The organism is Undibacterium sp. Ren11W, assembly GCF_049340485.1.
GTDB lineage: Bacteria > Pseudomonadota > Gammaproteobacteria > Burkholderiales > Burkholderiaceae_D > Undibacterium.
Map to the genome: position 1 here is coordinate 1,278,655 of NZ_JBMPPB010000001.1, position 24,393 is coordinate 1,303,047.

At 49.0% G+C, this 24,393-nt stretch carries 19 protein-coding genes and 1 tRNA gene; 11 read left to right on the forward strand and 9 right to left on the reverse strand.

Features of this window, described 5'->3' with window-relative positions; all coding sequences use genetic code 11:
• Nucleotides 1–106 precede the first annotated feature (106 nt).
• The 4 genes from ACO0K8_RS05715 (at nt 107) to ACO0K8_RS05730 (ending at nt 3,565) form a co-directional block, all read left to right on the forward strand.
• Nucleotides 107–1,309 (forward strand): acyl-CoA dehydrogenase family protein, encoded by a 1,203-nt coding sequence (locus ACO0K8_RS05715; RefSeq protein WP_422945652.1) that lies wholly within the window; start codon nt 107–109, stop codon nt 1,307–1,309.
• A 57-nt stretch (nt 1,310–1,366) separates the two neighbouring features.
• Nucleotides 1,367–2,506: an acyl-CoA dehydrogenase family protein gene (locus ACO0K8_RS05720; protein WP_422945653.1), complete on the forward strand. Its 1,140-nt coding sequence runs from the start codon at nt 1,367–1,369 to the stop codon at nt 2,504–2,506.
• 86 nt (nt 2,507–2,592) lie between these two features.
• Nucleotides 2,593–3,090 carry a MaoC family dehydratase gene (locus ACO0K8_RS05725; protein WP_422945654.1) on the forward strand — a complete coding sequence of 166 codons (498 nt, stop codon included), beginning with the start codon at nt 2,593–2,595 and terminating at the stop codon, nt 3,088–3,090.
• Between the two features lie 22 nt (nt 3,091–3,112).
• On the forward strand, nt 3,113–3,565 hold the full coding sequence (locus tag ACO0K8_RS05730; protein ID WP_422945655.1) for a MaoC family dehydratase: 453 nt from the start codon (nt 3,113–3,115) through the stop codon (nt 3,563–3,565).
• Nucleotides 3,566–3,721: 156 nt separating this feature from the next.
• On the opposite strand, the gene ACO0K8_RS05735 is transcribed toward ACO0K8_RS05730, so the two are convergent.
• Nucleotides 3,722–4,195, reverse strand: coding sequence for a CYTH domain-containing protein (locus tag ACO0K8_RS05735; protein WP_422945656.1), 474 nt, complete (start codon nt 4,193–4,195; stop codon nt 3,722–3,724).
• 59 nt (nt 4,196–4,254) lie between these two features.
• Nucleotides 4,255–5,379, reverse strand: a complete 1,125-nt coding sequence (locus ACO0K8_RS05740) for a M14 family metallopeptidase (protein WP_422945657.1) — start codon at nt 5,377–5,379, stop codon at nt 4,255–4,257.
• Between the two features lie 219 nt (nt 5,380–5,598).
• Here ACO0K8_RS05740 and ACO0K8_RS05745 point away from each other — a divergent pair.
• Nucleotides 5,599–5,675 (forward strand) — tRNA-Pro (locus ACO0K8_RS05745).
• A 252-nt stretch (nt 5,676–5,927) separates the two neighbouring features.
• Here ACO0K8_RS05745 and ACO0K8_RS05750 read toward each other — a convergent pair.
• From ACO0K8_RS05750 to ACO0K8_RS05770, 5 genes are all read right to left on the reverse strand, one after another.
• Nucleotides 5,928–6,557 (reverse strand): DUF6988 family protein, encoded by a 630-nt coding sequence (locus ACO0K8_RS05750; RefSeq protein ID WP_422945658.1) that lies wholly within the window; start codon nt 6,555–6,557, stop codon nt 5,928–5,930.
• A gap of 72 nt (nt 6,558–6,629) precedes the next feature.
• On the reverse strand, nt 6,630–7,679 hold the full coding sequence (locus ACO0K8_RS05755) for a hypothetical protein (protein WP_422945659.1): 1,050 nt from the start codon (nt 7,677–7,679) through the stop codon (nt 6,630–6,632).
• 194 nt (nt 7,680–7,873) lie between these two features.
• Nucleotides 7,874–8,089 (reverse strand): hypothetical protein, encoded by a 216-nt coding sequence (locus tag ACO0K8_RS05760; RefSeq protein ID WP_422945660.1) that lies wholly within the window; start codon nt 8,087–8,089, stop codon nt 7,874–7,876.
• A gap of 106 nt (nt 8,090–8,195) precedes the next feature.
• Nucleotides 8,196–8,519 (reverse strand): hypothetical protein, encoded by a 324-nt coding sequence (locus tag ACO0K8_RS05765; RefSeq protein WP_422945661.1) that lies wholly within the window; start codon nt 8,517–8,519, stop codon nt 8,196–8,198.
• The gene (locus ACO0K8_RS05770) at nt 8,516–8,896 is read right to left on the reverse strand and encodes a hypothetical protein (RefSeq protein WP_422945662.1); all 381 of its coding nucleotides are present in this window, start codon (nt 8,894–8,896) and stop codon (nt 8,516–8,518) included. Before ACO0K8_RS05770 ends, ACO0K8_RS05765 begins: the two co-directional genes overlap by 4 nt.
• A 211-nt stretch (nt 8,897–9,107) precedes the next feature.
• On the opposite strand from ACO0K8_RS05770, the gene ACO0K8_RS05775 reads away from it, so the two are divergent.
• From ACO0K8_RS05775 to ACO0K8_RS05795, 5 genes are all read left to right on the forward strand, one after another.
• A complete protein-coding gene (locus ACO0K8_RS05775; protein ID WP_422945663.1) occupies nt 9,108–9,467 on the forward strand; it encodes a hypothetical protein in 360 nt (119 codons plus the stop codon).
• A gap of 447 nt (nt 9,468–9,914) precedes the next feature.
• Nucleotides 9,915–10,391 (forward strand): hypothetical protein, encoded by a 477-nt coding sequence (locus ACO0K8_RS05780; protein WP_422945664.1) that lies wholly within the window; start codon nt 9,915–9,917, stop codon nt 10,389–10,391.
• Nucleotides 10,392–10,552: 161 nt separating this feature from the next.
• Nucleotides 10,553–10,939 carry a BPSL0067 family protein gene (locus ACO0K8_RS05785; protein ID WP_422945665.1) on the forward strand — a complete coding sequence of 129 codons (387 nt, stop codon included), beginning with the start codon at nt 10,553–10,555 and terminating at the stop codon, nt 10,937–10,939.
• Nucleotides 10,884–11,393 carry an STY0301 family protein gene (locus ACO0K8_RS05790; RefSeq protein WP_422945666.1) on the forward strand — a complete coding sequence of 170 codons (510 nt, stop codon included), beginning with the start codon at nt 10,884–10,886 and terminating at the stop codon, nt 11,391–11,393. Before ACO0K8_RS05785 ends, ACO0K8_RS05790 begins: the two co-directional genes overlap by 56 nt.
• Nucleotides 11,394–11,700: 307 nt before the next feature.
• Nucleotides 11,701–12,225, forward strand: a complete 525-nt coding sequence (locus ACO0K8_RS05795; RefSeq protein WP_422945667.1) for an SOS response-associated peptidase — start codon at nt 11,701–11,703, stop codon at nt 12,223–12,225.
• A 721-nt stretch (nt 12,226–12,946) separates the two neighbouring features.
• On the opposite strand, the gene ACO0K8_RS05800 is transcribed toward ACO0K8_RS05795, so the two are convergent.
• On the reverse strand, nt 12,947–13,603 hold the full coding sequence (locus tag ACO0K8_RS05800) for a PEP-CTERM sorting domain-containing protein (RefSeq protein WP_422945668.1): 657 nt from the start codon (nt 13,601–13,603) through the stop codon (nt 12,947–12,949).
• Between the two features lie 241 nt (nt 13,604–13,844).
• On the opposite strand from ACO0K8_RS05800, the gene ACO0K8_RS05805 reads away from it, so the two are divergent.
• Nucleotides 13,845–15,077 carry a cyanophycinase gene (locus ACO0K8_RS05805; protein WP_422945669.1) on the forward strand — a complete coding sequence of 411 codons (1,233 nt, stop codon included), beginning with the start codon at nt 13,845–13,847 and terminating at the stop codon, nt 15,075–15,077.
• A 295-nt stretch (nt 15,078–15,372) separates the two neighbouring features.
• Here ACO0K8_RS05805 and ACO0K8_RS05810 read toward each other — a convergent pair whose 3' ends face one another.
• Complete coding sequence (locus ACO0K8_RS05810; protein WP_422945670.1) at nt 15,373–24,384, reverse strand: putative Ig domain-containing protein; 9,012 nt, start codon at nt 24,382–24,384, stop codon at nt 15,373–15,375.
• Between the last annotated feature and the right edge of the window lie 9 nt (nt 24,385–24,393).

Sequence of the window (24,393 nt, forward strand, 5' to 3'; positions counted from 1 at the left end):
TCTACTGGCATTGCATGAAATTTCTTGTACAATTCAATTCGAACGGTCGTGCTTTTATTTGTTATTGTCATACCTATTCAACGACCGCAATCCTAGTGGAGACGAAATGGATTTAAATTACAACGCCGAAGATCTGAGTTTTCGCGATCAGGTGCGCAGCTATCTGGAAGCTAACTTACCGGCCGACCTCAAACACAAAGTACTCCAACATAAACGCCTGCACAAAGAAGATTACGTGCGCTGGCACAAGATACTCGCCAAGCAAGGCTGGGTCGCCACTGGCTGGCCTGCCGAGTACGGCGGTACAGGCTGGAACGCCACCCGTCGCCACATCTTTGAAGAAGAATGCGCACGTGCCGGCACCCCGCCTATCTTGCCCTTCGGTGTTGCGATGGTGGCGCCGGTGATCATGGCCTTTGGCAACCAGGCGCAAAAAGACTATTTTTTACCCCGCATTTTAAATTGCGATGACTGGTGGTGTCAGGGTTACTCGGAACCTGGTTCCGGCTCCGATTTGGCTTCAATCAAAACCCGTGCTGAGCGCGTCAACAGTGATGAAGGCGATCACTATGTGGTGAACGGACAAAAGACCTGGACCACACTGGCGCAGCACGCCGACATGATCTTTTGCCTGGTGCGCACCGACACTGGAGTGCGCAAACAAGAAGGAATTTCCTTTCTGTTGATAGACATGAAAACCCCTGGCATCACGGTGCGCCCTATCATCATGCTGGACGAAGATCATGAAGTCAACGAGGTGTTCTTTGACAACGTCAAAGTACCTGTACAAAACCTGATCGGCGACGAGAACAAAGGCTGGACTTACGCTAAATATTTACTCGGCCATGAGCGCACCAATATTGCGGCGGTCGGCCGAGCCAAACGCGAGTTGCAATTTCTGAAGCGCTACGCCAGTGAGCAACAAAAAAATGGTGCGAGCTTACTGAGCGATCCGATTTACGCCAGCAAAGTAGCGACTCTTGAAATCGAATTGATGGCGCTGGAGATCACCGTCTTGCGCGTGATTTCACAAGACAGCGGCCGCCCCGGCCCGGAGGCGTCTTTGCTCAAGATTAAGGGTACCGAGATTCAGCAAAGACTGACCGAACTGATGATGGAAGCAGCCGGGCCGTATAGTCTGCCTTTTGATGCCGCGTTTTTAGACGGTGAGAACGAACACAGCATAGCCGGTGACGACGATGCTGCACCACTAGCCTCTTACTATTTCAACTACCGCAAGACCTCGATCTACGGCGGCTCGAATGAAATACAAAAAAATATCATCACCCAAATGATCTTGGGCTTATGAACGACCCGCGCACATTTAGCGCTATCAGCACAATGAGCCACATCAGGAGATAAAAAAATGGATTTCAATCTAACGCAAGAACAAAGCCAGTTTGCCGATGCGCTGCGCCGCTGGGTAGAGAAAGATTACAATTTCGAACAACGCAAACAGATCATCGCATCCGCGGCAGGTGTGTCGCAGCCAGCCTGGGAAGCGCTGGCCGAACTTGGTGCACTGGCCTTGCCTATTCCGGAAGCGCAAGGCGGCTTTAGCGGTAGCGCCATCGATATGCTGGTGATCATGCAAGAACTGGGGCGCGGCCTGGTGATAGAGCCGTATTTCGCCACCGTAATGGCCGCCGAATTTTTAAAACTCGCTGGCCAAAACGATCATTTACTTGAGCAAGTCGCCACTGGCGAACTACAAATGGCAGCGGCGCTTAACGAGAAACAAGCGCGCCACGAGCTGTTTAAAATCGCCACCAGCGCCAGCCAAACTGCCGATGGTTTTGTGATTAATGGCGTCAAAACCGTGGTGCTACACGGTGCGCAAGCCGGGCAATTAATCGTCTCGGCGCGCAGCAGCGGTGCGCAGCGCGACACCGACGGCATCAGTCTATTTGTGCTTGATGCAAACGCCGCAGGCATTAGCCGGCGCGAGTATCGCACCATCGACGGCTATCGCGCTGCCGACATCACGTTCAACCAGGTCCAGCTGCCACCATCGGCCTTATTGGGTATGCAAGGTGCAGGCTGGCCACTATTAGAGGCTGGCTGTGATTATGGCGTTACCCTTCTCTGCGCCGAAGCGATAGGCGTGATGGAAGCGATCTTCGCCGCTACTCTGGATTACTTAAAGACCCGCCAGCAATTTGGCGTGCCTATCGGCAAATTTCAGGTGCTGCAGCATCGTATGGCAGAGATGTTTATGGAACTGGAGCAGGCACGCTCAATGGCGACTTTGGCGGCCGTCAAACTAAGCTCAGACGACCCCGAAGAACGACGCCGCACGGTCTCTGCTGCCAAAGCACGCATAGGGCAAGCGGCACGCTATATCGGCCAGCAAGCGGTGCAACTGCATGGCGGCATGGGCGTTACCGACGAACTGCCGGCAGCACACATGTTTAAACGCCTGACCATGATAGAGTTGTCGTTGGGCGACACCGATCATCATCTGGCACGTTTTATCGCTCAGCCGGGCTTTAAGGCGGCCGCCTAATTTTGCTGTACGCGTGTCTGGCGCACTCAGTTGCAGAGTCTGCGCCAGATTATTTCTAGCTTCGCTTTTTGTTTCAGGAGTAAGGTATGTCTAACCATCCAGTAGTTCCAGAAAATCTCGCAAAACCGGCAAAAACTTATAAGTGGTATTTTGAAGACTTCATTCCGGGGCATGTTATAGAACTAGGCCAGCGCCAAGTCAGCGAAGCAGAGATCATCACTTTCGCCACTGCGTTTGATCCGCAGCCCTTCCACATCGATAAAGAAGCCGCCTCTGACTCCATCTTTGGCGGCGTCATCGCCAGTGGCTGGCACACTTGCGGCATGATCATGCGCATGGTGGTCGATGGCTTTTTAAATGATTCAACCAGTATGGGTTCGCCCGGTGTCGACGAAGTACGCTGGATCTTGCCAGTGCGCCCGGGCGACACCTTAAGCGTCAGCGCCGAGACGCTAGACAGCCGCCCCTCCACCTCCAAACTCGATAGAGGCGTGGTGTTCACCATGTGGCGCGCCGTCAACCAAGATGGCAAGCTGGTCTGCACCATCAAAGGCATGGGCATGTTTGGCCGTCGTCCAGAATAAATCCAACATTGAGGAATGCAGCATGCGTGAAATACACAGTCTGGCAGAACTCACATCCTTGGTAGGGCAAGAGGTGGCGGTATCGGACTGGGTAGAAATATCCCAGCAACGTATCAACACCTTCGCCGAAGCCACTGGTGACATGCAATGGATACACATAGACGTAGAGCGGGCGCAACGTGAATCACCTTTTGGCGCACCGATCGCACACGGTTTTTTGACCTTATCACTGCTACCTATGCTGATGCAAAATGCCATCCACATCAGCTACCTCAAGATGGGAGTGAATTACGGACTCAACAAAGTGCGTTTCCCTGCACCGGTTCCGGTAGGAAGCAAATTGCGCGGTCGAATGAAATTGCTGTCGGTGGAAGAAATTAGCGGTGGTGCGCAAATGGCCTGGGAAATCAGCATAGAACGTGAAGGCGGCGACAAACCGGTCTGCGTGGCAGAATCGATCGCCCGGATTTATTAGCCGAAATTAATCGAGATTATTCGAATTACTCAGCCATTTTTTAAAAACAGGCAAGCCAGAAGCGCATATTCCATGCGGGCAGCAGGCCAGGCATGCCGGAGAGCCGCATGGAATATGCGCTACCGGCCTATCGATATTTGAATTCTGCTGGAAAAATTACGCCTTATCCCAACGGCAGTAAGGATGCCTGAGCAAATTGGCGTTGGCGTAGCGCCTGTCATGGCTCACTTCTGCCCCTATCCAGTCAGGTTTAGTGAACTCTTGCGCCTCGGATTCCAGCTCTATCTCGGCCACTACCAGGCCGGCATTTTCGCCAAAAAACTCGTCAACCTCCCAGACAAAACCGCCAAAGTCTATCCGGCGGCGATTTTTTTCTATCAAAGGTTTTTCGCACATTGTCTCTAGCAATTGCTGAGCATCGGCGAGCGGGATCGGATATTCCCATTCGCTGCGCGAGATCCCCTCGCTCTTGCCTTTGATGGTGAGCATGGCACGCTCGCCCTCGATGCGTACGCGGACGATACGTGAGGCGTCAGAGCAAATATAGCCCTGGCGCATAAACACGCCCTGCCCTTGCTCACGCCAGTCATCGCCGACGACTAAAAACTTACGCTCGATTTCTACGCCCATGCTCACTCACTTTTCACTTAATAATCCACGCTTAACAAGCTAAGCGTAATACACCAAGCTTATTTATTCAAAGCAGTCAAAATTGGCTGCAACATTGCCTCGCCCAACTTCATACTACGCGCACCATCCCAACCGACTTCCAGATCCGGCAAGTTGGCATTGTCCTTGAATGGCAACTCCAGTGTCAGCGATACACACTTGTAATGATGACCTACGTATTTTGATGCCAGGGTCAGCACATCGTCATTGTACTTACTGGCCTCGTAACCAAATTTAGTCTGAAAATCCGGGCTAGCGGCAACAAAACTATCGACAAAAGCTTGCTGCTCTTTCATCTGGGTCTCGCTAAAGCCTTGCAGCATCTCGCTACCGGCTACAAACACATACGGCAAAGCCTCATCGCCATGAATATCTAAAAACAAATCGCAACCGGTTTCTTCGATTTTTTTCTTCACGTAATACACTTCCGGACTGGTCTCTATCGACGGCGTCATCCACTCACGATTCAGGTTAGCACCAGCCGCATTGGTGCGTAAATTACCCCGCACAGAACCATCTGGATTCATATTCGGCACGATGTACAACACCGCTTTATCCAGGATACTGCGGGCAATCGGATTAGCCGGATCGAGTAAGGCGTTCAGTGTGCCTTCAACCAACCATTCAGCCATCGTCTCACCCGGATGTTGACGGGCAATGATCCAGACTTTTTTCTCAGCCTCAGGATTACCAACTACCACCAGATTGAGATCGCGGCCATCGACGGTATTACCCAAATCGAGCACACGCGCCAAGCCGGTTTGCTCTACGCTGCCAAGCAAAGACAGATGACGCTCCCAGCTATACGGCTCAAAATAGGCGTAATACACGCTATCAAATTCAGGCTCGTGATGGATAGTCATCACCTTACCGTCAAACTCGGTATCGACCCTAAACCAGGTCTCGCGGTCATAACTGGCTACCGCACTATAATTTTCCCAACCCTTGGCATAAGTTGCCTCACCGGCATTTAAGATACTGATCACCGTGGCCTGATCGCGTGCCCCTTGCAAGCGGAAATAAAACCACTGTGCGATATCAGCGTGACTATCTTTACGCAAATTTAAACTGATCTCCGCCGCATGCTCAGCACGCACGACCTCGATCGCACCAGCGTCGAAGTTCTGACTAATTTTTATGCTCATACCCTGCCCCTAAAAAGCGAACCTATAGAAAAATGCCGACAACTAAGATGTCCAGCATAGCCCGCACATTGTCACCGCATTTCGCAAAATATGAAAATATTTTATTCAAATTTAAACCTATAACAGCACAATTATTTTCACATTTATTAGAGGCAAGCCCCTCCCGCACTTTTTTATGGATAATTTGCCACTTATAGTCTATAATTTTTGGCTCAGAGTCGGGGCGTAGCGCAGCCTGGTAGCGTACGTGCATGGGGTGCACGGGGTCGAAGGTTCGAATCCTTCCGTCCCGACCAATAAAATCAAGGACTTACAGTTTTTACGCTGTGAGTCCTTTTTTATTTTCTGGCACTTGATAAGAAGTTTGGTAAGAAAAAATCTCAGTCACTAAGCGTCAGCAATGAGCGACGAATTAAACACGAAACAAACACCCGGCCGCCATTAAGTCCACTGCTGCAAGCACGGCAAAGATTATCGCCTGTTGTTCTATATTCCAAGATTTAAAATCCTACGATTAAATAATAACAAGCAAAAAAACTACACTTGGGTTACACCTCAATCTCCGACGGCAGGCAACTCTTGTAAACGTTTCCTAACCTGCCAACGTCTCCAACCAATTGCTGACGACCAGTGAGCACAGCCGCCTGCATAGAGGCCATGACAGCAAGACCATTAGAGTTTCTAAGGCATTGCTCAATAATATGCACTGGATAGCCATGCTCATGCCGCTGTAGCGGATGAATGCCGGCGTGAACAAATGAGTTAAGGGCCTTCCATGAACTCTCTTTGAATCGGCTCAAGGCTTCGTACAGCTGAGCCGGCGCTTTGTTTGAGAGTAATGCCAACATCTCATTAGCAGATGGTAAATTCTTCGCCCCTTGTTCTGCATCCAGCGTCAGCGTGGCACCAAGTTTTTCAATTTGCCCATCCGTCGCGGCATAACAGATCCAGACCGCCCGCACTAGCGCCTCGAACTGCGCCCGCAACACCACCAGACTAGATGAAAATAATCCCACACCCAACAACGCCCGCGTAGCATGAGCGTGTTCAAGCGAGATCGAACACGCCAAATAACTCAAGCGATTACGGGCAGTATTATCATAGCCAGGGACGGATAACACCTCTGCTAGCCTGGCTGCCAATTCTTCAGAATCACGAATGATATTGTTTTGCTTCACTTTATTCTCCTGTCAAATTGACTATATGCTCACAACATTCGCCAGGCAATCACTAATCATTATTCACCAGCACTACCCACCAGCGCCTCCGGCGGTCAAAATATCAAAAACAACATTAAGAAACTTGCTCCCCTTCACAGGATCAGACAACAGCTGCATCATCTGATTCTGATGCGCTGCGCCACTGTCCATTATGGCGTCGTACCCAGCCTTAGAGAAATCACCTAGCATCGCTTGTTCCCGACTATTACTCATTAACTGGCGCATCACCAGTTCGTTCTCGCGTACCTTGTCGCTGATGGTGTTGGCGTAATTCACCATATCAGCCTCAGTCAGTTGATCGGTGATGAATAACTCGTTTAGGCGATACACGATCTGCGATAAGAATTCGACTTTCTTGTCTTTAGCCTTGGCCGTACCTAATGCGTCGCCGGGTTCCAGCTTGTATTCGTCCGACTCTTGCATAAGCAAATGTTGCTGGCGGATTTTGGATACGCGGTAGTGGCTTAGTACAATGCTACTCAGATCGACCTGATCTTCATCCTCGATGGTTTCGCGCAGCATGGGGCGCAGGTTGCGGGCGTACAGGCCTAATTTTTCCAAGTCTTTGTCGTCGTAATCGACGATCTGCGACATGAATTCATAAAAGCGTACAAAAGTACCGAGATCTTTTTTGAAGATTTCTAACGCGTCTTTTTCCTTCTTGCACTCTTTGAAGGCGTTTTCGGCGTTAGTGATCATGATGACGTCATTAAACTTTTTAGTTCGTTCAAACATATCGCGTGCTTGCTTGTAAGCCTCTACCGCCGACTTATAGCGCTTCTGCCAGCGTTCTACGGCGGGTTTGCAGATATTTGCAATTGCCGCATTGCTCTTACTCTTCGCAAAAAAAGCATCGCAAAACTGCTCAACTTCAGTCCAAGTAAAAATGCCGGCAGCACGCAGTTTGTCGTTCAGATCAAAAATCAAATCCGGGTCAGACACATCGGCCAGCTCTGCCGTCTGGAAGTAAGGCTGGAATGCTGCCAGGATTTCTTCCGGTTCGTTAAAGAAATCCAGAATAAAGGTGCCGGTCTCAGCCTTGCTCGGGTAAATGCGGTTCAGGCGCGATAAGGTTTGCACGCATTCCACTCCGACAACTGGGCAGGTTTAATGAAGCCATAGAGGTTTTGGAATCTGCCGGCGAAGAGGAGCAAAAGACACCACTCGCCACCAAAATCATGAGCTTAGCCAAGAGCGGCAATGCTGTAGTGCATGAGGTGTGAAATTTCAACTTTGCCGGAAAAGCCTGACTGCCAGAATAAATTCGCGCAGATTTACGTCATCTTTGCTGACAAGTAGGATCGTAGCAGGCGCAGGCCGTGTATCACAGCGCCAGCCATCAAAAAGCCCACACATAAAGTCTCGGTACCAGAAAGGCCGACAAACGATGCCTTTGCTATTGTCCACTGCGCTTGCGGCACCCCCATGTCGCGGTGATACATACCATCCAAAAACACATGCGAGTAAGTGCCAAATAGGCAGGGCAGCATCAGCACACTCTTGCCGGGTATTGTTTAGTGGTTAATTTTGATTCAGTGTGGATAAATTGAAATGATCATTTTTTCAGTTGTCGACTTTGTATTTCTATTTATTTGGTTAGGATTCACCGTCATATTGAAATTGGTAAAGCTTTCCATCTGGCAAATAAATCTCTATGTAAAATGTCCCTTCGGTAGTTAGATTAAAGATGGGGATTTTCTTCTGTGTTACTGAAAATTTAACTTGGCGATTTGGTGTCAATGCACACCAGAGCATCACTGTCTCACCAGAAACAAGATTTAATGCGTATTCGTTACCGAGGTTTTTTAGACCCGGAATCGATTCATGGTCAACCAAAGTCAGCTCGACAATCGGCGTCACAATGTCGAGTGTTCCCCCGCGCCAGGCACTTTCAATTGTCACCTTGAGTGTTGCAGTCATTTTGACCTCCATTCTTGCTTAACCCTATTTAAAACGTTGGGTATTGCCCAATGCGCTTGCGGCAATCCCATGTCGCGGTGATACATACCATCCAAAAACACATGCGAGTAAGTACCAAATAGGCAGGACAGCATCAGCACGCTCTTGCCGGGTACTGGCTGCGCATATCTGGCCGGCCGGTAGCGCTCCCAGACGCTCCACAGGCCTACCGTCGCGACGGCAATCAAGCTAGCGCCTATCGCATTGTGCGTAATGATGTGCAGGTCCGCCGCCGACCCCGTCAACATTTTGATACCCGGCTCCAGATCCATTACTACCTGCGATAAGGCAAATCCGGCAAAGCTGATACGCGTAGGTGCCACTGCCTTGGCAAGCACGCCCAGACCAAAATGAAAAGGGTTAAATGGAATGATGAATTCAATTCAAAATTGTTTCCGCACTCACAGTGCCAGGCTTGAAATATTTAGACAAAACACACAATGATTGTTTTGTTATGTATAAGGGTATTGTATAGTTTCTCTTATGAAATTAAATCTATATTTAGCTGATTTGCTACGCCCGTGGAAGCTCTTTACCCTTGCACTAGGGATGGCTTGGCTGATTTGGGGATCGTATTACTATCAGGCTAGTGATTGGGATATAGGAATTTGCTTCGTGATGGCGTTTTTCACCTACCTTAGCGCGCCCTGGTGCCTGAGAACGCTGTTGGACGCCTATCACTTTCGCAAACTGTCTTGGTCAATTCCCGGCGCGCTGTTTGCCTGGTATTGGTCGGTCGATGGGTGCTACTGGATCTATCACACGCTGGTTGGCAACGAGATGATCCGCTATGAAAACTTCTTTGCCTCGACCGGCTTGTATTTCATGTGCGCCATAATCTGGCTATTTAACGGCAGCTTAGCTAAACTGTGGCTGGAAATCCGCAATACCAAGATCACTATAAAGTGAAAATATATTCAGAAATTTCAAAATTTTCACGTGTAGGTTATCCAATACCGAGAACTTCTAGAACATGAGAATTTAGCGGTGTTCCACGTGTTCCAAGTGTTCTGAAAAACTCCAAATCATTGTATTCATTGATTTTACGAGTAAATTTAACCACGAGACACCCATTTTCACCTGGAGTGTATCGTGGTGTTCTTAATGTTCACATCAGTGTTTGAAAAATACGAGAAAATCGAAATTATTTACACTCCACGACTGTGTGCTCCGCCTAAGTCCTTGTATTCATTTGCGATGTGAGATCACAGAACACCTGGAACACCTAATTCCCATGCATCCCAGTTTTTTTTACAAAAGAATCTCAGGATATTTCAAGACTCCCACATTTTTGAAGTTAATACACCTTCATTTAAAGTGCTGGAGTCCCGTCTTTCAGCTTCACAGGAAAGGCGATTGACTTTTCCTGCCTATTTCCGCAATGCTATTGGAGTGTTCCCCATTTTGGGCTGCGTTTCTGGAGTGATGGGAAGCGTTTTGACTGCAAGTAAAGGTTCAATCGGTCTCTTAACAGGTGGAACGCTTGTTCTTGCTTCGTTTTTGTATCTTTTTGGCGCTTACTGTGGCATCGCTGCCATTAAGCGACGATTTGGTTGGTTTAGGTTAAATTTTCTCTTCTGGCTAATCCAGGTTCCAGTGCTCGCCAGTCAATTGGTGTCTTATCGTTTCGCGTCTGGATGGCTTTTTAGTATTTGGGTGAAAACTAGTCCAATCGGTGCTGGGTCTGACTTCTGGTTAGGCAGTACTTTTACCCTTAAGTTTTTTAATGCAGGGAATCTCGTTCTAGGTATGAACCTCGTGGCTTTTACGATCGTGATTTACATGCTACAAGTTGCGAGAAAACTGAACACTACGACTACTCAAGGGGGTTAGCATCAACTAATTCCTAATTGGTGCTGTTCCCTTTTGTTCTTTATTCGTAACAAACAATTACATTTGTTTTAAGAGGGGATAAATTTTTAACAATGTTAATGTCATATAATTAACGAAGTTTAGTCGGCAAGTGTTGTCGATACCTAAGAGTGGAAAGAGATATGGCCTATATTTATGCGAAAGTTGCAGACCTTGAGAAGACCGCACGAGTTGGTACTGGTGAATGCGTTGATTTGGTAAAACATTATGCCAGAGCGGGTCAAACATCAACCTGGCGCGAAGGCAAAGAAGTGAAGCGTAATACAATGATTGTGGTCGGTACCGCTATCGCGACCTTTGTCGATGGTAAGTATTTGAGCAGTAAGCATGGTAATCATGCTGCCTTTTATATGGGGCAAGATGCCGGTGGTATGTATATTATGGATCAATGGAATGGTTCGAATAAGCCCTTGGTTTCTAAGCGCTATATTCTCTTCTTGGGTAAGAATAAAGATGGCACATATCGCCAGTCTAGCGACAATGCAGACGCATTCTCAATTATTGAATAGTGAATATATGCGAAGAAATAGTTTGTCATCAATAATGCGCATAGCTTTGGCCTTGAGTGTTGGCGCATGTTCGGTTTCTGCGCTTGCGGTTGAGCAGCAGTTCACTTGTCCAGGAAAAGTCGACTCATCACATTTACAGTTTAGCTATTCTGCTGATGGATGGACGCCGTTTGTTGGTTCACATCTGCGGTTGAGCGGGGTGGGGTTTATGCAGGCCGCTCCTGAAAAAATGGCACACCTCAAACCTGAGGTCAGCTCAAAGTATGTAAAGAATGATTCTGAAACCTGGCGTTTTGAAGGTGAGTATCCCCAGGGGAAATGGCTTACTTGCGGATATGAGCAAAACACGGTGTCCCTCTCTAAGCGTATCGACGATGCTGTCTCTGAATGCACCGTGACTACGGTTATTGAAAAAAAATATCGGAATAAGAATTTTGAGATTCGGTGTAAATAACTTAAATTGTTAGAAAAATTTGCAGTTAAATCCACGCAGCACCTCTGAGGTTGAATGTAGGTAGAATATCTCGATCATCTAGAAATGGAGTCGCCATAGGCGCTCTTGGCGAGCCATATCACATTTTCCAAGATACTTATTGCCTCAAAAAAATCTATGTCTACGATTTTAGTCTGGTAGGACGGATGCAACCTTGGCAGATAGAAATGCAAATGACGCATTTCAATAAATTGCTTGACCTTCCTCATGCCTGCATGACCTCAAAATAGACTATATTTCCCCTATCTGAGAATGATAGGAAAAGTCCATGTGCTCGAACTATACGCCCGGCCGGAGGGAGAAAAACGAAGAGCATTTCGCTGTGCACTTTGATGTCATGGACGACCGGCCTAATCGGATCTTTGCCGGTGCATTTGCGCCCATCATCATCGCTGAGCGTGCCCATACGGGCATGGAAGTCGTGCCGGCCTGTTTCGGCATCGTGCCGCACTGGGCCGATATGAAATTGGCGAAGAGTACGTATAACGCCCGAGCCGAAACTGTCGATAGCAAACCCTCATTTCGCTATGCCTGGAAGCAAAAGCAATTTTGTATTGTGCCGGCAGAGTCATTTTATGAGCCTTGCTACGAAACTGGTAAATCGGTCTGGTGGGAAGTGCGTCACGCCAAGGACAGACCCATGGGGATAGCGGGCATCTGGGAGTGGAAGGCCGATGGTGTCGATGGCAAACCGATGTTTTCTTTTTCCATGATCACCATCAATGCCGATGGGCATGTAGTGATGACCCGTTTTCATAAGCCAGGTGATGAAAAACGGATGATCGTCATTTAGAGCCAGACCAGTACCAAACGTGGTTAGCCGGTGGATTGGTGCAAACGCCTGCACAATTCGAGCAATATCCTGCTGATCAATTAATCGCAAAACCTTTATCCCTGTGAAAAGTGAATAGATAATGAGAAAATTTAGTAGTTAGTGAGAAAAATCAATAGTGTAACAAGCACTAATTTTGACAATAACTCTATAAATTTCAAACACTTATCTACAATATTAGCCCTCCCAAAAGATGGAAAAAATTGGAAAATTGACTGGTTCGGAGAGATTGCCTTTCCGAACCGGTTAATACGCCGCACACAACCCTCAGTTCTAGTTCATTTGTCGCGCGTCATTGACGATCGCCACCAAGATGACCCATCGGTATTGCTTTCCCCAGACGCAACCACTCCCGCAAAATTTCAACGCAAAGTATGGATTTCAGTCGGCACGTTGCCGATGTTGCGTGTTGGCGATATCTGGTGCAACGGCAAACTCGCTGTCAGGCCGGAATACGAAATAGAGTATTTTTTGAATCTGCATATAGACAGATCAACTACCCATCTGATCAAAGCCGGATTGAACCTGGATGAACGTGGTTTTTTATTGCCAATGGCAGAACATCCTTGGCACATGCATTGCACACAATCGTACTGCGTAATGCTTGACTTGCCCGACAATCGACGCTTGATCATTCCCTGCATGGAATTGATTCGCTTTTATTTTGGTTCTTCCAGCCGCTTCAACCAAGGCCAGCGAGGCGAGCATGGTGGCCGTGACGCCGCCGGACAACACCTGCCAGCAATAGCAAACCGACCGCTATCATGGCATAGGTCGGCGGCTCAGGCACTTCAGCGATACCAAAGTTCAGCTTACCGAAATTCCAAATTCCTTCGGGCTCATCAAAGGCAAGGTCCTTATAACCATCATGAAATTCAAGGCGCAAAATGCCATCTATACCCAACTGGAACTGTTGTCCCAGATCGCTTAAATCCTGAAATCCAGCGTAGTATGTAGTGCCGGAAAAATCATCGCCATTGCCAGGTGTAAAAGTTACGCCGTTCCCTAGCGTATCGCCAAACGTAACTTTCATCTCGGACAAATAGCTTCCATCGTAGCTTGTCACATTAACGTCCCACTTGAGACTGGTAATGAATGCGCTGGCGCCGACGTAAAAATCCAGAAGGATGTTGCTAGCCGCGCCTCTTTCGTCGTCGTCAAGAATACCCGTCACATCTACTTGTAACTCACTCTGCGCAGAAGCCTGCCGGGTGATCATCCCAATCGGACTACCCGTGCTTATGTGGTTTGCCTGCGCCACACCAAACTCCATTGCCATAGCGGCGACAACGATCATTAATAAGCGCCGTATGTCCATTACATTCATCATCGTTTTCATTCTTCATCCTTCATCCGTCAGTAAAAAACCCGGCATGCGGGCGAACTCTGCCGCAAAACTGGGCTGCGCCGCACTTCTGCAGAGATTAGGGTAGATCAGCTAAGTAAAACAATTTCAGTGAAACCAATTTATTATATAGTTAACAATGTTGATAGAAAATATTTCAATAAAATTTATTTTACCAATTGATTGTTCGTCCAAAATTGATTATCTACCCATGGATCATTACCGGAGTTACACAATGTCAACACGCTCTTTCTTCCACTCATTCGCACGTTTTTTTCAGCAAGGGATGTTCGTGCTTATCCTGGCGCCGTTTGTGTCCACTACTTCAGCATTTGCAGACGCAACATTTGAGACCGCAAAACCGATCCCGCTGTATTCCTATTTCGCAACAGGTGACATCAATGCTGTGGTCACTGCGCCATCGTCCCTTCCTACGCCGTCATTTGTCCTGATGGGCGGCGGTCCTGACGTTGACCCGGCTTTTCGCTGGTTGATCAAGCGTGCCGGCATTGCGCCGGGCACCGGCGGACGAGTTGTCGTGATACGGGCAACTGGCACAGAGGCCTATAACCCCTATATCTACTATAGCGATGACGCCTTGACGACGTCGACCACGGTCTCCGACTTGTGGGTTGGTGGCGCGTCTCTTGGTGTGACATCGGTTGAGACGCTGGTTGTTCCCAGTGTAAAAGCGGCCAACAGTCCCGCCGTCAATGCCATCCTTTCCAGGGCCAATGTTGTCTTTATTGCGGGCGGCGACCAGAGTCATTACATCCGCTTCTGGAAAGGTACAGCACTCGAACAAACCTTAAAAACGCTGATGAATAAAAATGTTCCGTTAGGTGGTACAAGCGCCGGTCTTGCAGTGCTCGGACAATTCGATTATTCGGCGCTGTATAACTCTGCCACGTCGGAACAATCGATGCTTGACCCTTACTACAAGGACATTACATTCGACCCAAATCCTTTGAGTTTGCAGGGCGGCTTTTTGGCACCACCAACACTGGCAAATCTGATTTTTGATTCTCACTTCGACAGTCGAGATCGCATGGGCCGCTTTATTACTTTCATTTCCAGGATCGTTGCACCGACGACAAAACCAAGCGGCACGCTAGGCTGTAATGGTGGGGTGCTCCCTGCGGCCTCCAGCGGCAACATGACCGCGCGCGGTATAGGTATCAGTGTTGAAACGGCCTTGCTGGTTCAGGGAAATGGCAACGGAAATCCAGTCACCGCGACACGCGTGAGCAATGTGTCGACGACGACGGAAAGCGCAGTCTATTTTGTTCGCCCATCGGTAGCGCCAAGCGTATGCGCGCCAAAAACACCACTGAGCATCTTCGCTGTCGAGGTCAGAAAACTGAGTGACTCCAATACTGTTTTCAATCTTACCGATTGGAGTGGCGTCCCAGTGTATAAACATCTGGACGTCACCTCCGGTCAGTTATCTCCTGTAAACTGGTATTAAAAGCTGGTTGCAACAGCAGTCTGTTGTTGCGGACTGCCGGACGTAAAGTGCCATAGAAGTTGAGACCAGAATAGCGCAGAATTGAGCTTTTCAAGCAAATTTGCCACCTAAGGTGAGACTGACGGCCACGAAAGATGAGATTTTCCTTAATCTTGCCAAAGGAGATGAGACATTCTGAACTAGTCACTTCTGAATGTAAAACAGGCAGTAGTAGGGCAAACTAATTACATATATGCCACTTGCTTTATGGATCGCGATCAACTAGCCCCAGCCTAAGCCGAGGCTAGCTACCAACTTACATCAAGCGCGGTGATGCATCCTGCAAAGCAGCCACATTCTGCAGGCCCTGGGCATTTCCAAACTGCGGGCTAGCTAACAAGCTTTGCGCAGGCATGGCAGAGAAACTCGATAAATTGCCGTTCTTCGCATACTGATACGCCAGATCACCACCGATGGCGGCGGTATCGCTACCTGCCAAATAAAACTCCAGCAAAGACGCAGACAGTGCCCAACTTGTAATGGAAGGCGTGGCAGCCCTGGCTTGATCAAATTTAGTTACCAGGCCATCAAAGTTGAACTGTTCTATCTTCTTGTTATTGAGCTTATTGGTCGACGCTGCCACATAGTCGCTCGTTCCTTCGATGACGATTTGAAGATTGGCGATACTATGGTTGGCGCTGTTGGCATACCAATCTTTAACGGTAATCTGCTCGCTGGCACCAGTGACCAGAATCAAATCATTGGCCGACTTTTTAAACAACAGATCTGCATACTTGATGCCTTTGCCCAAAGACAGGCTATTGTCTTTGATGGTGCTGGCGTTGACGATATCCATGCCATCGCCACGGTTAAAGGCGATCACATCCACACCCTGGCCTGTCGTGATAGTGTCGTTACCGGTGCCACCGAGAATAAAATCATTGCCCACACCAGCCGTGATGATGTCGTTACCGGCACCACCATCGAGCACGTTATTGCCTAGCGTATCAGTTAAGGTATCGACACCGGCAGCACCTTGCAGAATGTCGTTGCCTGCCGCTCCATTTAATGTGTTGATGCCGCTGTTTCCCACCAGTAGATTGTCTATCGCATTGCCAGTACCGTTGATACTGCCAGTACCGGTGAGGAAGAGCGCTTCGATGTTCGCCGAGAGGGCGTAAGTAGCGGAAGACTGCACTTGATCACTGCCTTCCCCTGCGTTCTCGGTCACGATATCACTGCTGCTATCGACCAGGTAGCTGTCATTACCTGCCCCACCGATCATGGTATCGGCACCGGCACCACCATCGAGAATATTATTGCCGCTATTGCCGCTCAGGATATTGACCAAGTTGTTCCCTGTGCCGTTAATGGCGGCCGTACCCATCAAGCTCAAATTCTCCACCTCATTCGACAAAGTGTAATTTGCCCATGCCTGCACCAGATCAGTCCCGCCACTGGCAACTTCGGTCACTACATCCACCGTGTTATCCACCAGATAGATGTCGTTACCAGCGCCACCGATCAAGCTATCAATGCCCGCGCCACCGTCCAGGATATTGTTGCCGCTATTGCCGGTGATGGTGTTGGCCAGCGCATTACCTGTGCCATTGATAGCTGATGTGCCAGTTAAAGTAAGATTCTCCAGGTTTGCGCTCAGGGTATAAATGGCTGAGCTATTCACCAGATCGGTGCCTTCGTTGAGATTCTCGCTCACTACATCGGCGCTGTTATCAACCACGTAAATGTCATTGCCAGCGCCGCCGATTAGAGTATCGACGCCGGCACCGCCATCCAAGATATTCGCGCTGCTATTACCTATGATGATATTGGCGAGGCTATTGCCAGTACCGGAGGCAGCTGTGCCGGTTAGGGTAAGATTTTCTAAGTTGGAGCTGGCACCTAGGGTGTAATTTATCGCGCTTTGGACAGTATCGCTACCTTCGTTGGCAAGCTCGTTCACCACATCACTGGCACTATCAAGGACATAGATATCGTCGCCTGTGCCACCCGTCATGGTGTCGTTACCGGCACCACCATTGAGCGTATCGTTTCCGGCGCCACCAATTAAGATGTCATTTCCTGCCAGACCATTCAAGGTATCGTTACCAGCACCGCCGGTAAGTGTGTCGGCATTGGCAGTGCCATTCAAGCTCAGATTTTGAAGGCTAACGACCACATCAAAAATGTCAGTTGCGGCTAGGTTACTACTATCTTTTGCGACCACTTTTATACTGACAGTACCAGTGCTGGTCGGCGTGCCGCTAAATACACGCGTATTAGCATTAAACGTCAACCACGATGGTAACGCTGAACCATCTGCCTGCGTTGCGCTATAAGTAAGAACATCACCAGTATCGGGATCAGTAAAAGCTGCGCTTGATACGGTGTAGCTAAATAGCGCACCTTGACCAACGGCCTGGTCTGGCAAAGCCGTAGCAAGCACTGGTGCGCGGTTAGCAGCACCTATGTTCATCGTGACATATTCACCTGCAGAAGAACCATAGTTATCCGTGCCCCACAATGTGAGCGAAAGTGTGCCAACATTGCCCGCACCCGGAGTACCGGAGAAGACACGGGTACTCGCATCAAAGTTAAGCCACGCTGGCAAGGCGGAACCATCTTTCATCTTGAAGCTATAGGTAATCGAATCCCAGCTATCAGGATCAGTAATGGTGTTTGCTGCTACCGTATAGCTAAATACGCTATTCGCTTTCGCTTGCAAGGTAGGCAAATAGCTGACAACAGTCGGAGCACGATTGTTAGTCGCACGATCGACCACCGTTTGTATCATCGCCTGATTCCATACCGCGCCATTGCTAAATTCCAGCTTGTCGATCTTGTGGTCGGCAGCTTCCCCATTGATGGTTGTATCGGCAGCGTAGTAATTGACGAGAGCGATCTGGTCTGTAGACCCTTTGATCTTAAAGAACCAGTTATTGCCAGAGCGGAAGGCCTGCACGTCCGACTCGGCAATCCCGGCACCAAACAACAAGATGTCGACGGCAGCGAGAATGTCCGTATTGTCTATCGTATCCTGGCCATCACCGCGATTGAAAAAATAGACATCATTACCTTGCTCACCCGACAGGTAGTCTTTCCCAAGTCCGCCTTCCAACCTGTCATCGCCATCGCCTGCAAGCAATTGATCATCACCGTCGAAACCGCGCAGCAGTTCGCGACTTGCCGTGCCATTCAAATGATTCACTTGCGCATCGCCCGGTAACAGATCGTCATAACCCAGCCAGCTTTGCTTGAGTAGAGCCAGCACGTCTGACGGGCTCCAGACTATGCCATTGGCGAAGGCGATTTCTTTCACGCAATAATCGATAATAGCATCTTCATTATTGATATAGCGCAGGTAATTATCTACGATTAGCTGATCGGTGCTTCCCTTTATGCTGATCAGCAAGTTTCCTAGGCTATCTTTATTTAAGGTGACGTCGTCCGGCCGCAAATCAAGCATCTCGATGCGCCCCTCCATTTTTCGACCGTTACCTTGAGCCGCTTGAACGCCAGAACGTTGAAATGGGGAATTATCGACAGTATCGATCCCATAACCACGCCCGAATCGATAAGTATCGAAACCACTGAACCCTATAAGCAGGTCATTGCCCGTTCCGCCGTCGAGTATATCGTCACCATAGCCACCTTCTATGATGTCATTGCCTGCTAATCCAAGCATTTCCCTACCGTCAGGAGTAAAGTTACTGATGACATCATCACCATCAGAATTTCTCAACGCAGCTGCGATAATCATCTCGGAGGTTAATTTAGTGCCATCCGATAAACGGATAACTCCTTTACTCGGCAAATGCCTTCTGTAGCCTATTCCCGAATCCGAATCCAGATCAAATTCCACTTGATCATTCGTATTTCTACGGATTATGACAAAATCACTGAGCCAAGAAAAACTTTTTTTGAATACCAAATCAGCCAGTTTCACACCATTCCATAACTGAACCGTGTCGCCTGAACCAAAATCCCAAACTTGATCTCCCCCCCCTCCCTCCAAGGCAAAGGTATCGGCACCATCCCCGCCAAAATAGATGTCACTCCCAGCTCCACCGACCAAAACATCGTCACCACCACTTCCCTCCAAGTCTTGATCACTCCCATCCCCAATCAACACATCACTAGAGGCTGTACCGTAAATATACTTCTCCGATCGCACATCACCTGCACTGGCGCCGGCAATCAATTGATTGATATATTGGGCATTGATTTTATCCAAGCTCCAGGTCGAGCCACCGTCAAACACCAAGGAACTAATGCCGCCTGAATTCCAGCTAAAGAAATTGCGGATGGTGACGCTATCAGTGGACAGACTAAAGCCAAATGTTAAATCTGCGGAGTTAGCAAATCTGCTGAAGAATAAATTATTCTCTTGATACTGGTTTGCGAATACCACGACATCGGTACCATCTTCATAGCTATATCTTGTACTGGAAATCGTATCATTCCCGAATCCAGCCCCAAAGCGGTAAGTGTTATTTCCGTTACCACCATCCAAGGTATCGTTACCCGCACCGCCATCAATCACATCATCTCCGTCACCGCCCGAAATAGTGTCGTTACCTGTTCCACCATCGATGATGTCGGCTCTAGCTCTGCCGATCAACACATCGTCGCCTGCCGTGCCCGGTAGCTCGCCACTTAACACGACGAAATCAAAAGTATCTGCGACCGTTAAGCCATCGTTATCACGCGCGACTACCTGCACGCTCGTGCGCCCCAACTCAGGTGCCGCGCCGGAAAACTTCCTGGTCAGCGCATTAAAACTCAACCAGGATGGCAAAGCGCTACCGTCAGCCAAGGTAGCGCTATACGTCAAAATGTCGGCTCTATCTTGATCGACAAATACCCATGACGACAACGTATAGGAAATGATTTCGCCACGCGATACTTCAATATCAGGAATAGGCCCGCCTAATGTGGGTGCATGGTTTGCGCCAACTTCTAAAGTGGCATTGATGGCAGCCTCTAAACCATAGTTATCCCTACCCCAAAACACCATATCGAGATAACCATCATGCCCCTCAGCTGGCGTGCCGCTGACGGTTCTGCTTGCGGCATCAAAATTGAGCCAATCCGGTAAGGCTGAACCGTTGCTCATTTTTACGCTGTAAGCAATCGTATCACCCTGATCCGCGTCGATGAAAGCATCGAGAGGTAAGGTATAACTAAAATATTTGTTTGGAATTGCGTGCAAATTCAACGACGGCAGATTCCCCCCAGGTCCATTATTGCCCTCACCTAGAGCAATAATGCTTTGTATCCTGGCCTGGTCCCACACCATGCCATTGGCGAACTCAACCCGGTCAATTTTCTGATCCGACGTTATAGTGCCTTTGAGCACCTCCTCCGCGTAATAACCCAGAACCCCAACTTGATCGTTGCTACCCTTGATTTTTAAAACCAAATCGTCACCGGACCGATAAGCCGTCACATCAGTATCGGAAATGCCGGCACCAAAACGCAGCACATCGATCGCCGCCAGCAGTTCTGGATGGGCGCTATCATGCGAAAAATCGGTATTATCGATAGTGTCATTGCCGTCACCACGATTAAATACATACACATCGTCACCGCCAGCACCCATCAAATAATCATTGCCGGCAGCGCCTGTGAAAATATTATTCGCGCCATTACCAAACAAGCCATTGGCTAAGGCATTACCTGTCAGATTAATCGCAGCGCTACCAATCGCCTCTAATTTTTCAAGATTCTCGGATAGCGTAAAACTCACCGAAGTTTGTACGTAATCCATCCCTTCACCGACATTTTCTAACAAAATATCGCCGGTATTATCGACCACGTAATAATCGTTGCCGCTACCGCCGATTAAAGTGTCGGCACCAGCGCCACCATCGAGCGTATCGTTACCCGCGCCACCACTCAGGATATTAACGCCGCTATTGCCAGACATTAAATTATTGAGTTCATTGCCGCTACCATTGATAGACGCCGAGCCCTTAAGCCATAAGTTTTCTAAGTTGGCACCGAGGGTATAACTGACACTGGCATTGACATTATCAATGCTGGTTGCGTTAGGGGTGCTCATGGGAGCCGCATTCGCAGCCTCACTGCCAGCACCGTCGGTTTCAATAATCACGTCGCCCTCATCATCGACCACATAATTATCCTCGCCCTCACCGCCGGCCATATAGTCGGCACCAGCACCGCCGTCCAAATAATCATTCCCCGCACCGCCTTGCAGACTGTCTTTGCCACCACCGCCATAGAGGCTGTCATTTCCCGATCCGCCGTCAAGCAGGTCGTCGCCTTGATAGTTGGCTGCCAAAGTATCGCCATCGCCGCCATCACCATAAAGAACATCGTCGCCTGCGCCACCGATCAGCGTGTCGCGGCCGCCTTGTCCAAGCAACGCATCGTTACCGTCACCGCCATCCAAAACGTCATCGCCATGGAAACTGGCATCCAACGCGCCAGATCCACTATCCCCTTGCAATTCGTCATCGCCATCTCCGCCGTACAGCGTGTCGCTACCGCCCTGGCCGATCAAAAGATCCTTCCCCAAACCGCCAAGAAGTGTGTCCGCGCCATGCCGTTCGCCAGACAAATTAGTATTGTCGCCTTGCATTTCGTCGTCGCCACTACCGCCAATTAATTGATCGTCGCCGCCATCACCGAATAATCTGTCGTCACCGTCTCCGCCGTAGAGTTGGTCGCGCCCATCTTGATCGGCAGGTGAAGAGCTGCCGTCGCCGCTCAAAGTGTCATTCCCCTCGCCACCGTAGAGAATATCGTCACCTCCATTGCCAACAACTCTATCATCACCAGCTTCACCATCAAGGAAATCCATGCCACGTCCAGCATGCATTACGTCGTTCCCATCACCACCATAGAGCCTGTCGTCACCGCCACCACCCAGCAACCAGTCGTCACCAGAACCACCATCCAAGACATCGTCCTCGCCGACACCATTGACGCTAGAGAAATAGCCTGAATCATCAGCCAACGATACCATCGTGCCGTCAGTAGTATCGTATTTCCAATGATATATGCTGAACAATCCCGATTCTGACACGCTCACCGACCAGTCTATCTGAACAGTACTGGTGTACTTAGTCGAGGTATCACCAAACAGAAAATCGTTACCGGCGCCCCCCACCAGATAATCTTCACCGCGTCCGCCCAGCAACAGGTCACTACCTCCTGCTCCTATTAAGCTATCATTTCCGGCATTGCCATCTAAATAGACGTTAGCCACCGCTTGCCCCGGCACATCGCTGGCGATGAGAAAGTCACTACCGTTTTCGCCAAAGGCGCGATCACGCCCGCTGCCGAGTTGTAAAATATCGTCGCCATTGTCGCCGTAGAGTATGTCGTCACCTACACCACCATCAAGCAGGTCATTTCCCTCGCCTCCAGAGAGCAAATCGTTGTTATCTTCACCGTAAATTTGATCGTTACCGTCGCCACCGGAAATTGCATCATTTCCTGTACCGCCATAGATCTGGTCATCACCACCGCGTGAAGCAAGAATTTGATCATCGCCGCCCAGGCCCCTGATCAGGTCGTTACCGGCGCCATCGCGCAGGTAGTCGTTCCTGCCAGCAGCACTTCCATTCGTGAGCGGATTACCTAAGTCATCGCTGCCGGCACCAGCGTCCTCTATAGGTGCAAGATCACCGAGAATAGTCCTATCTTCCTTCACTGCTTGGGCTTCCTTGAATGTGATCCCCAGTTGCCCCGGCTCCCAACGCTTGATGATCATGCCGCCGTCCGGGCCTTGGATCGAGAGCCGCTTGAAGGTCTCCCCATTTTCTGTCCAGTCGGTGAGAAGATAGTTAAAGGTCTTCCCTCCATTTTTTTCTTGCCAGGCCTTGCCGGTGGTGCCGACCGCGTTACCACCGGCGAGCAACAGACCATCATATTTAATACGTCCGAGTCCGTCGGTATCGACGATCAGATCCGAACCATCGCCTGATTTAAACAAGTAAATATCATCACCCAGCCCGCCCATCAATATGTCATTGCCGGTGCCGCCCGTCAGCACATCACCAGCAGCACCGCCGATCAGCATATCTATCCCTGCGCCGCCATCCATCACGTCGACACCAGTGCCACCGATTGCGGCATCGTTTTGTGGCGTGCCATCGGCAGTCCAGTTCATCGCATCCGTGCCTTGCTGGATGTGCCAGGCGTTTTGTTTAATCAGCTGATCGGCATAAGGTTTTTCTGCGGTGCTGAGTAATTCTTTGACGGCTTTGGCCAACAGCGGCAGGGATTTGTAGCTGGTGGCGCCTATGTCGCTGTATTTGAAATTGAGGGTGCCGGTTTCTATTTTGAAGATGCTATTCGCGTCCGTTCCTTTTTTATAGAAATACTCCATCACGACAATAATCAATTCCTTTTTAAGCTGTGTTTGCGCCACACCAGCATCACCTTTAAATTTACCGATCTCATCGGCAAACTTATCCAGTATTTTGGCGGCTTTATTCCCCATTTCTGCGATCAATAAGCCATCTAGAAAATTCATATCTGCTGAATATTGTGGATCAGTCGCATAAAGTTCTGTATCAAAAAATTGCTTTAGCGAGTCCGGGGTATTTTTTACCATATCCCGAAATTTTTCTGACATCAACATCTCGGTCAACAAGGTCATCGAATGCAAGCTAATCATTGCACCGGGCAAACCAGTCGGTCCGACTTCTAACAAAGTTTGCCGGCCGATAGGAGTAACTTCGTGGGAGCCTTCTATAGTTGCAGAGGCGGCTCGTAAAGGTTCCAAAATTTCACTCTCTAATGAGTATCCTTTGATTTTTAGTTCACGCTGATTAAATAGTGTGCCTGACGCGTCTCGCGTGTAATCGTTAAACGCATCATCAGAAAGGCCTCGGCGCGTCATTTCTATCTGATAAAACCCAAGTGTCGCCATATTACGTGCGGTAATCTCAAATGGCGCCGGATCGAAAATCGTTGCCTCTTTATTGAAAAACATTGCCATCAATGAAGCTAAGCCGCCACCCAGAGAGTGGCCTGTAAAAGTGATATTCGCAGCAGGGTATTTCGCCTTGGTTTCGAAATACAAAAGCATCGCCTCGGTTACCTGCGCAGAAGGAAGGCCGAGCCCAATCGGGATATTGCCAAGTACAAAATCTGCCGCTTGTTTTTCATTCGTACCAGTATAAGCAATGACGATCTCACTACCGTTTTGATAGATGCCGGCGGAAAAACCCGACAAGCTGGCATTTCCGGTGTAAGCGACTTCGCTCCAGCCGTCGGCAATCGGAGTACGGTTTTTTCCTGTTCGCAAATAGACGCGGGTGGATAGTTGGGCGTATTCTTCTTTGGTAGGCATATTAAATTC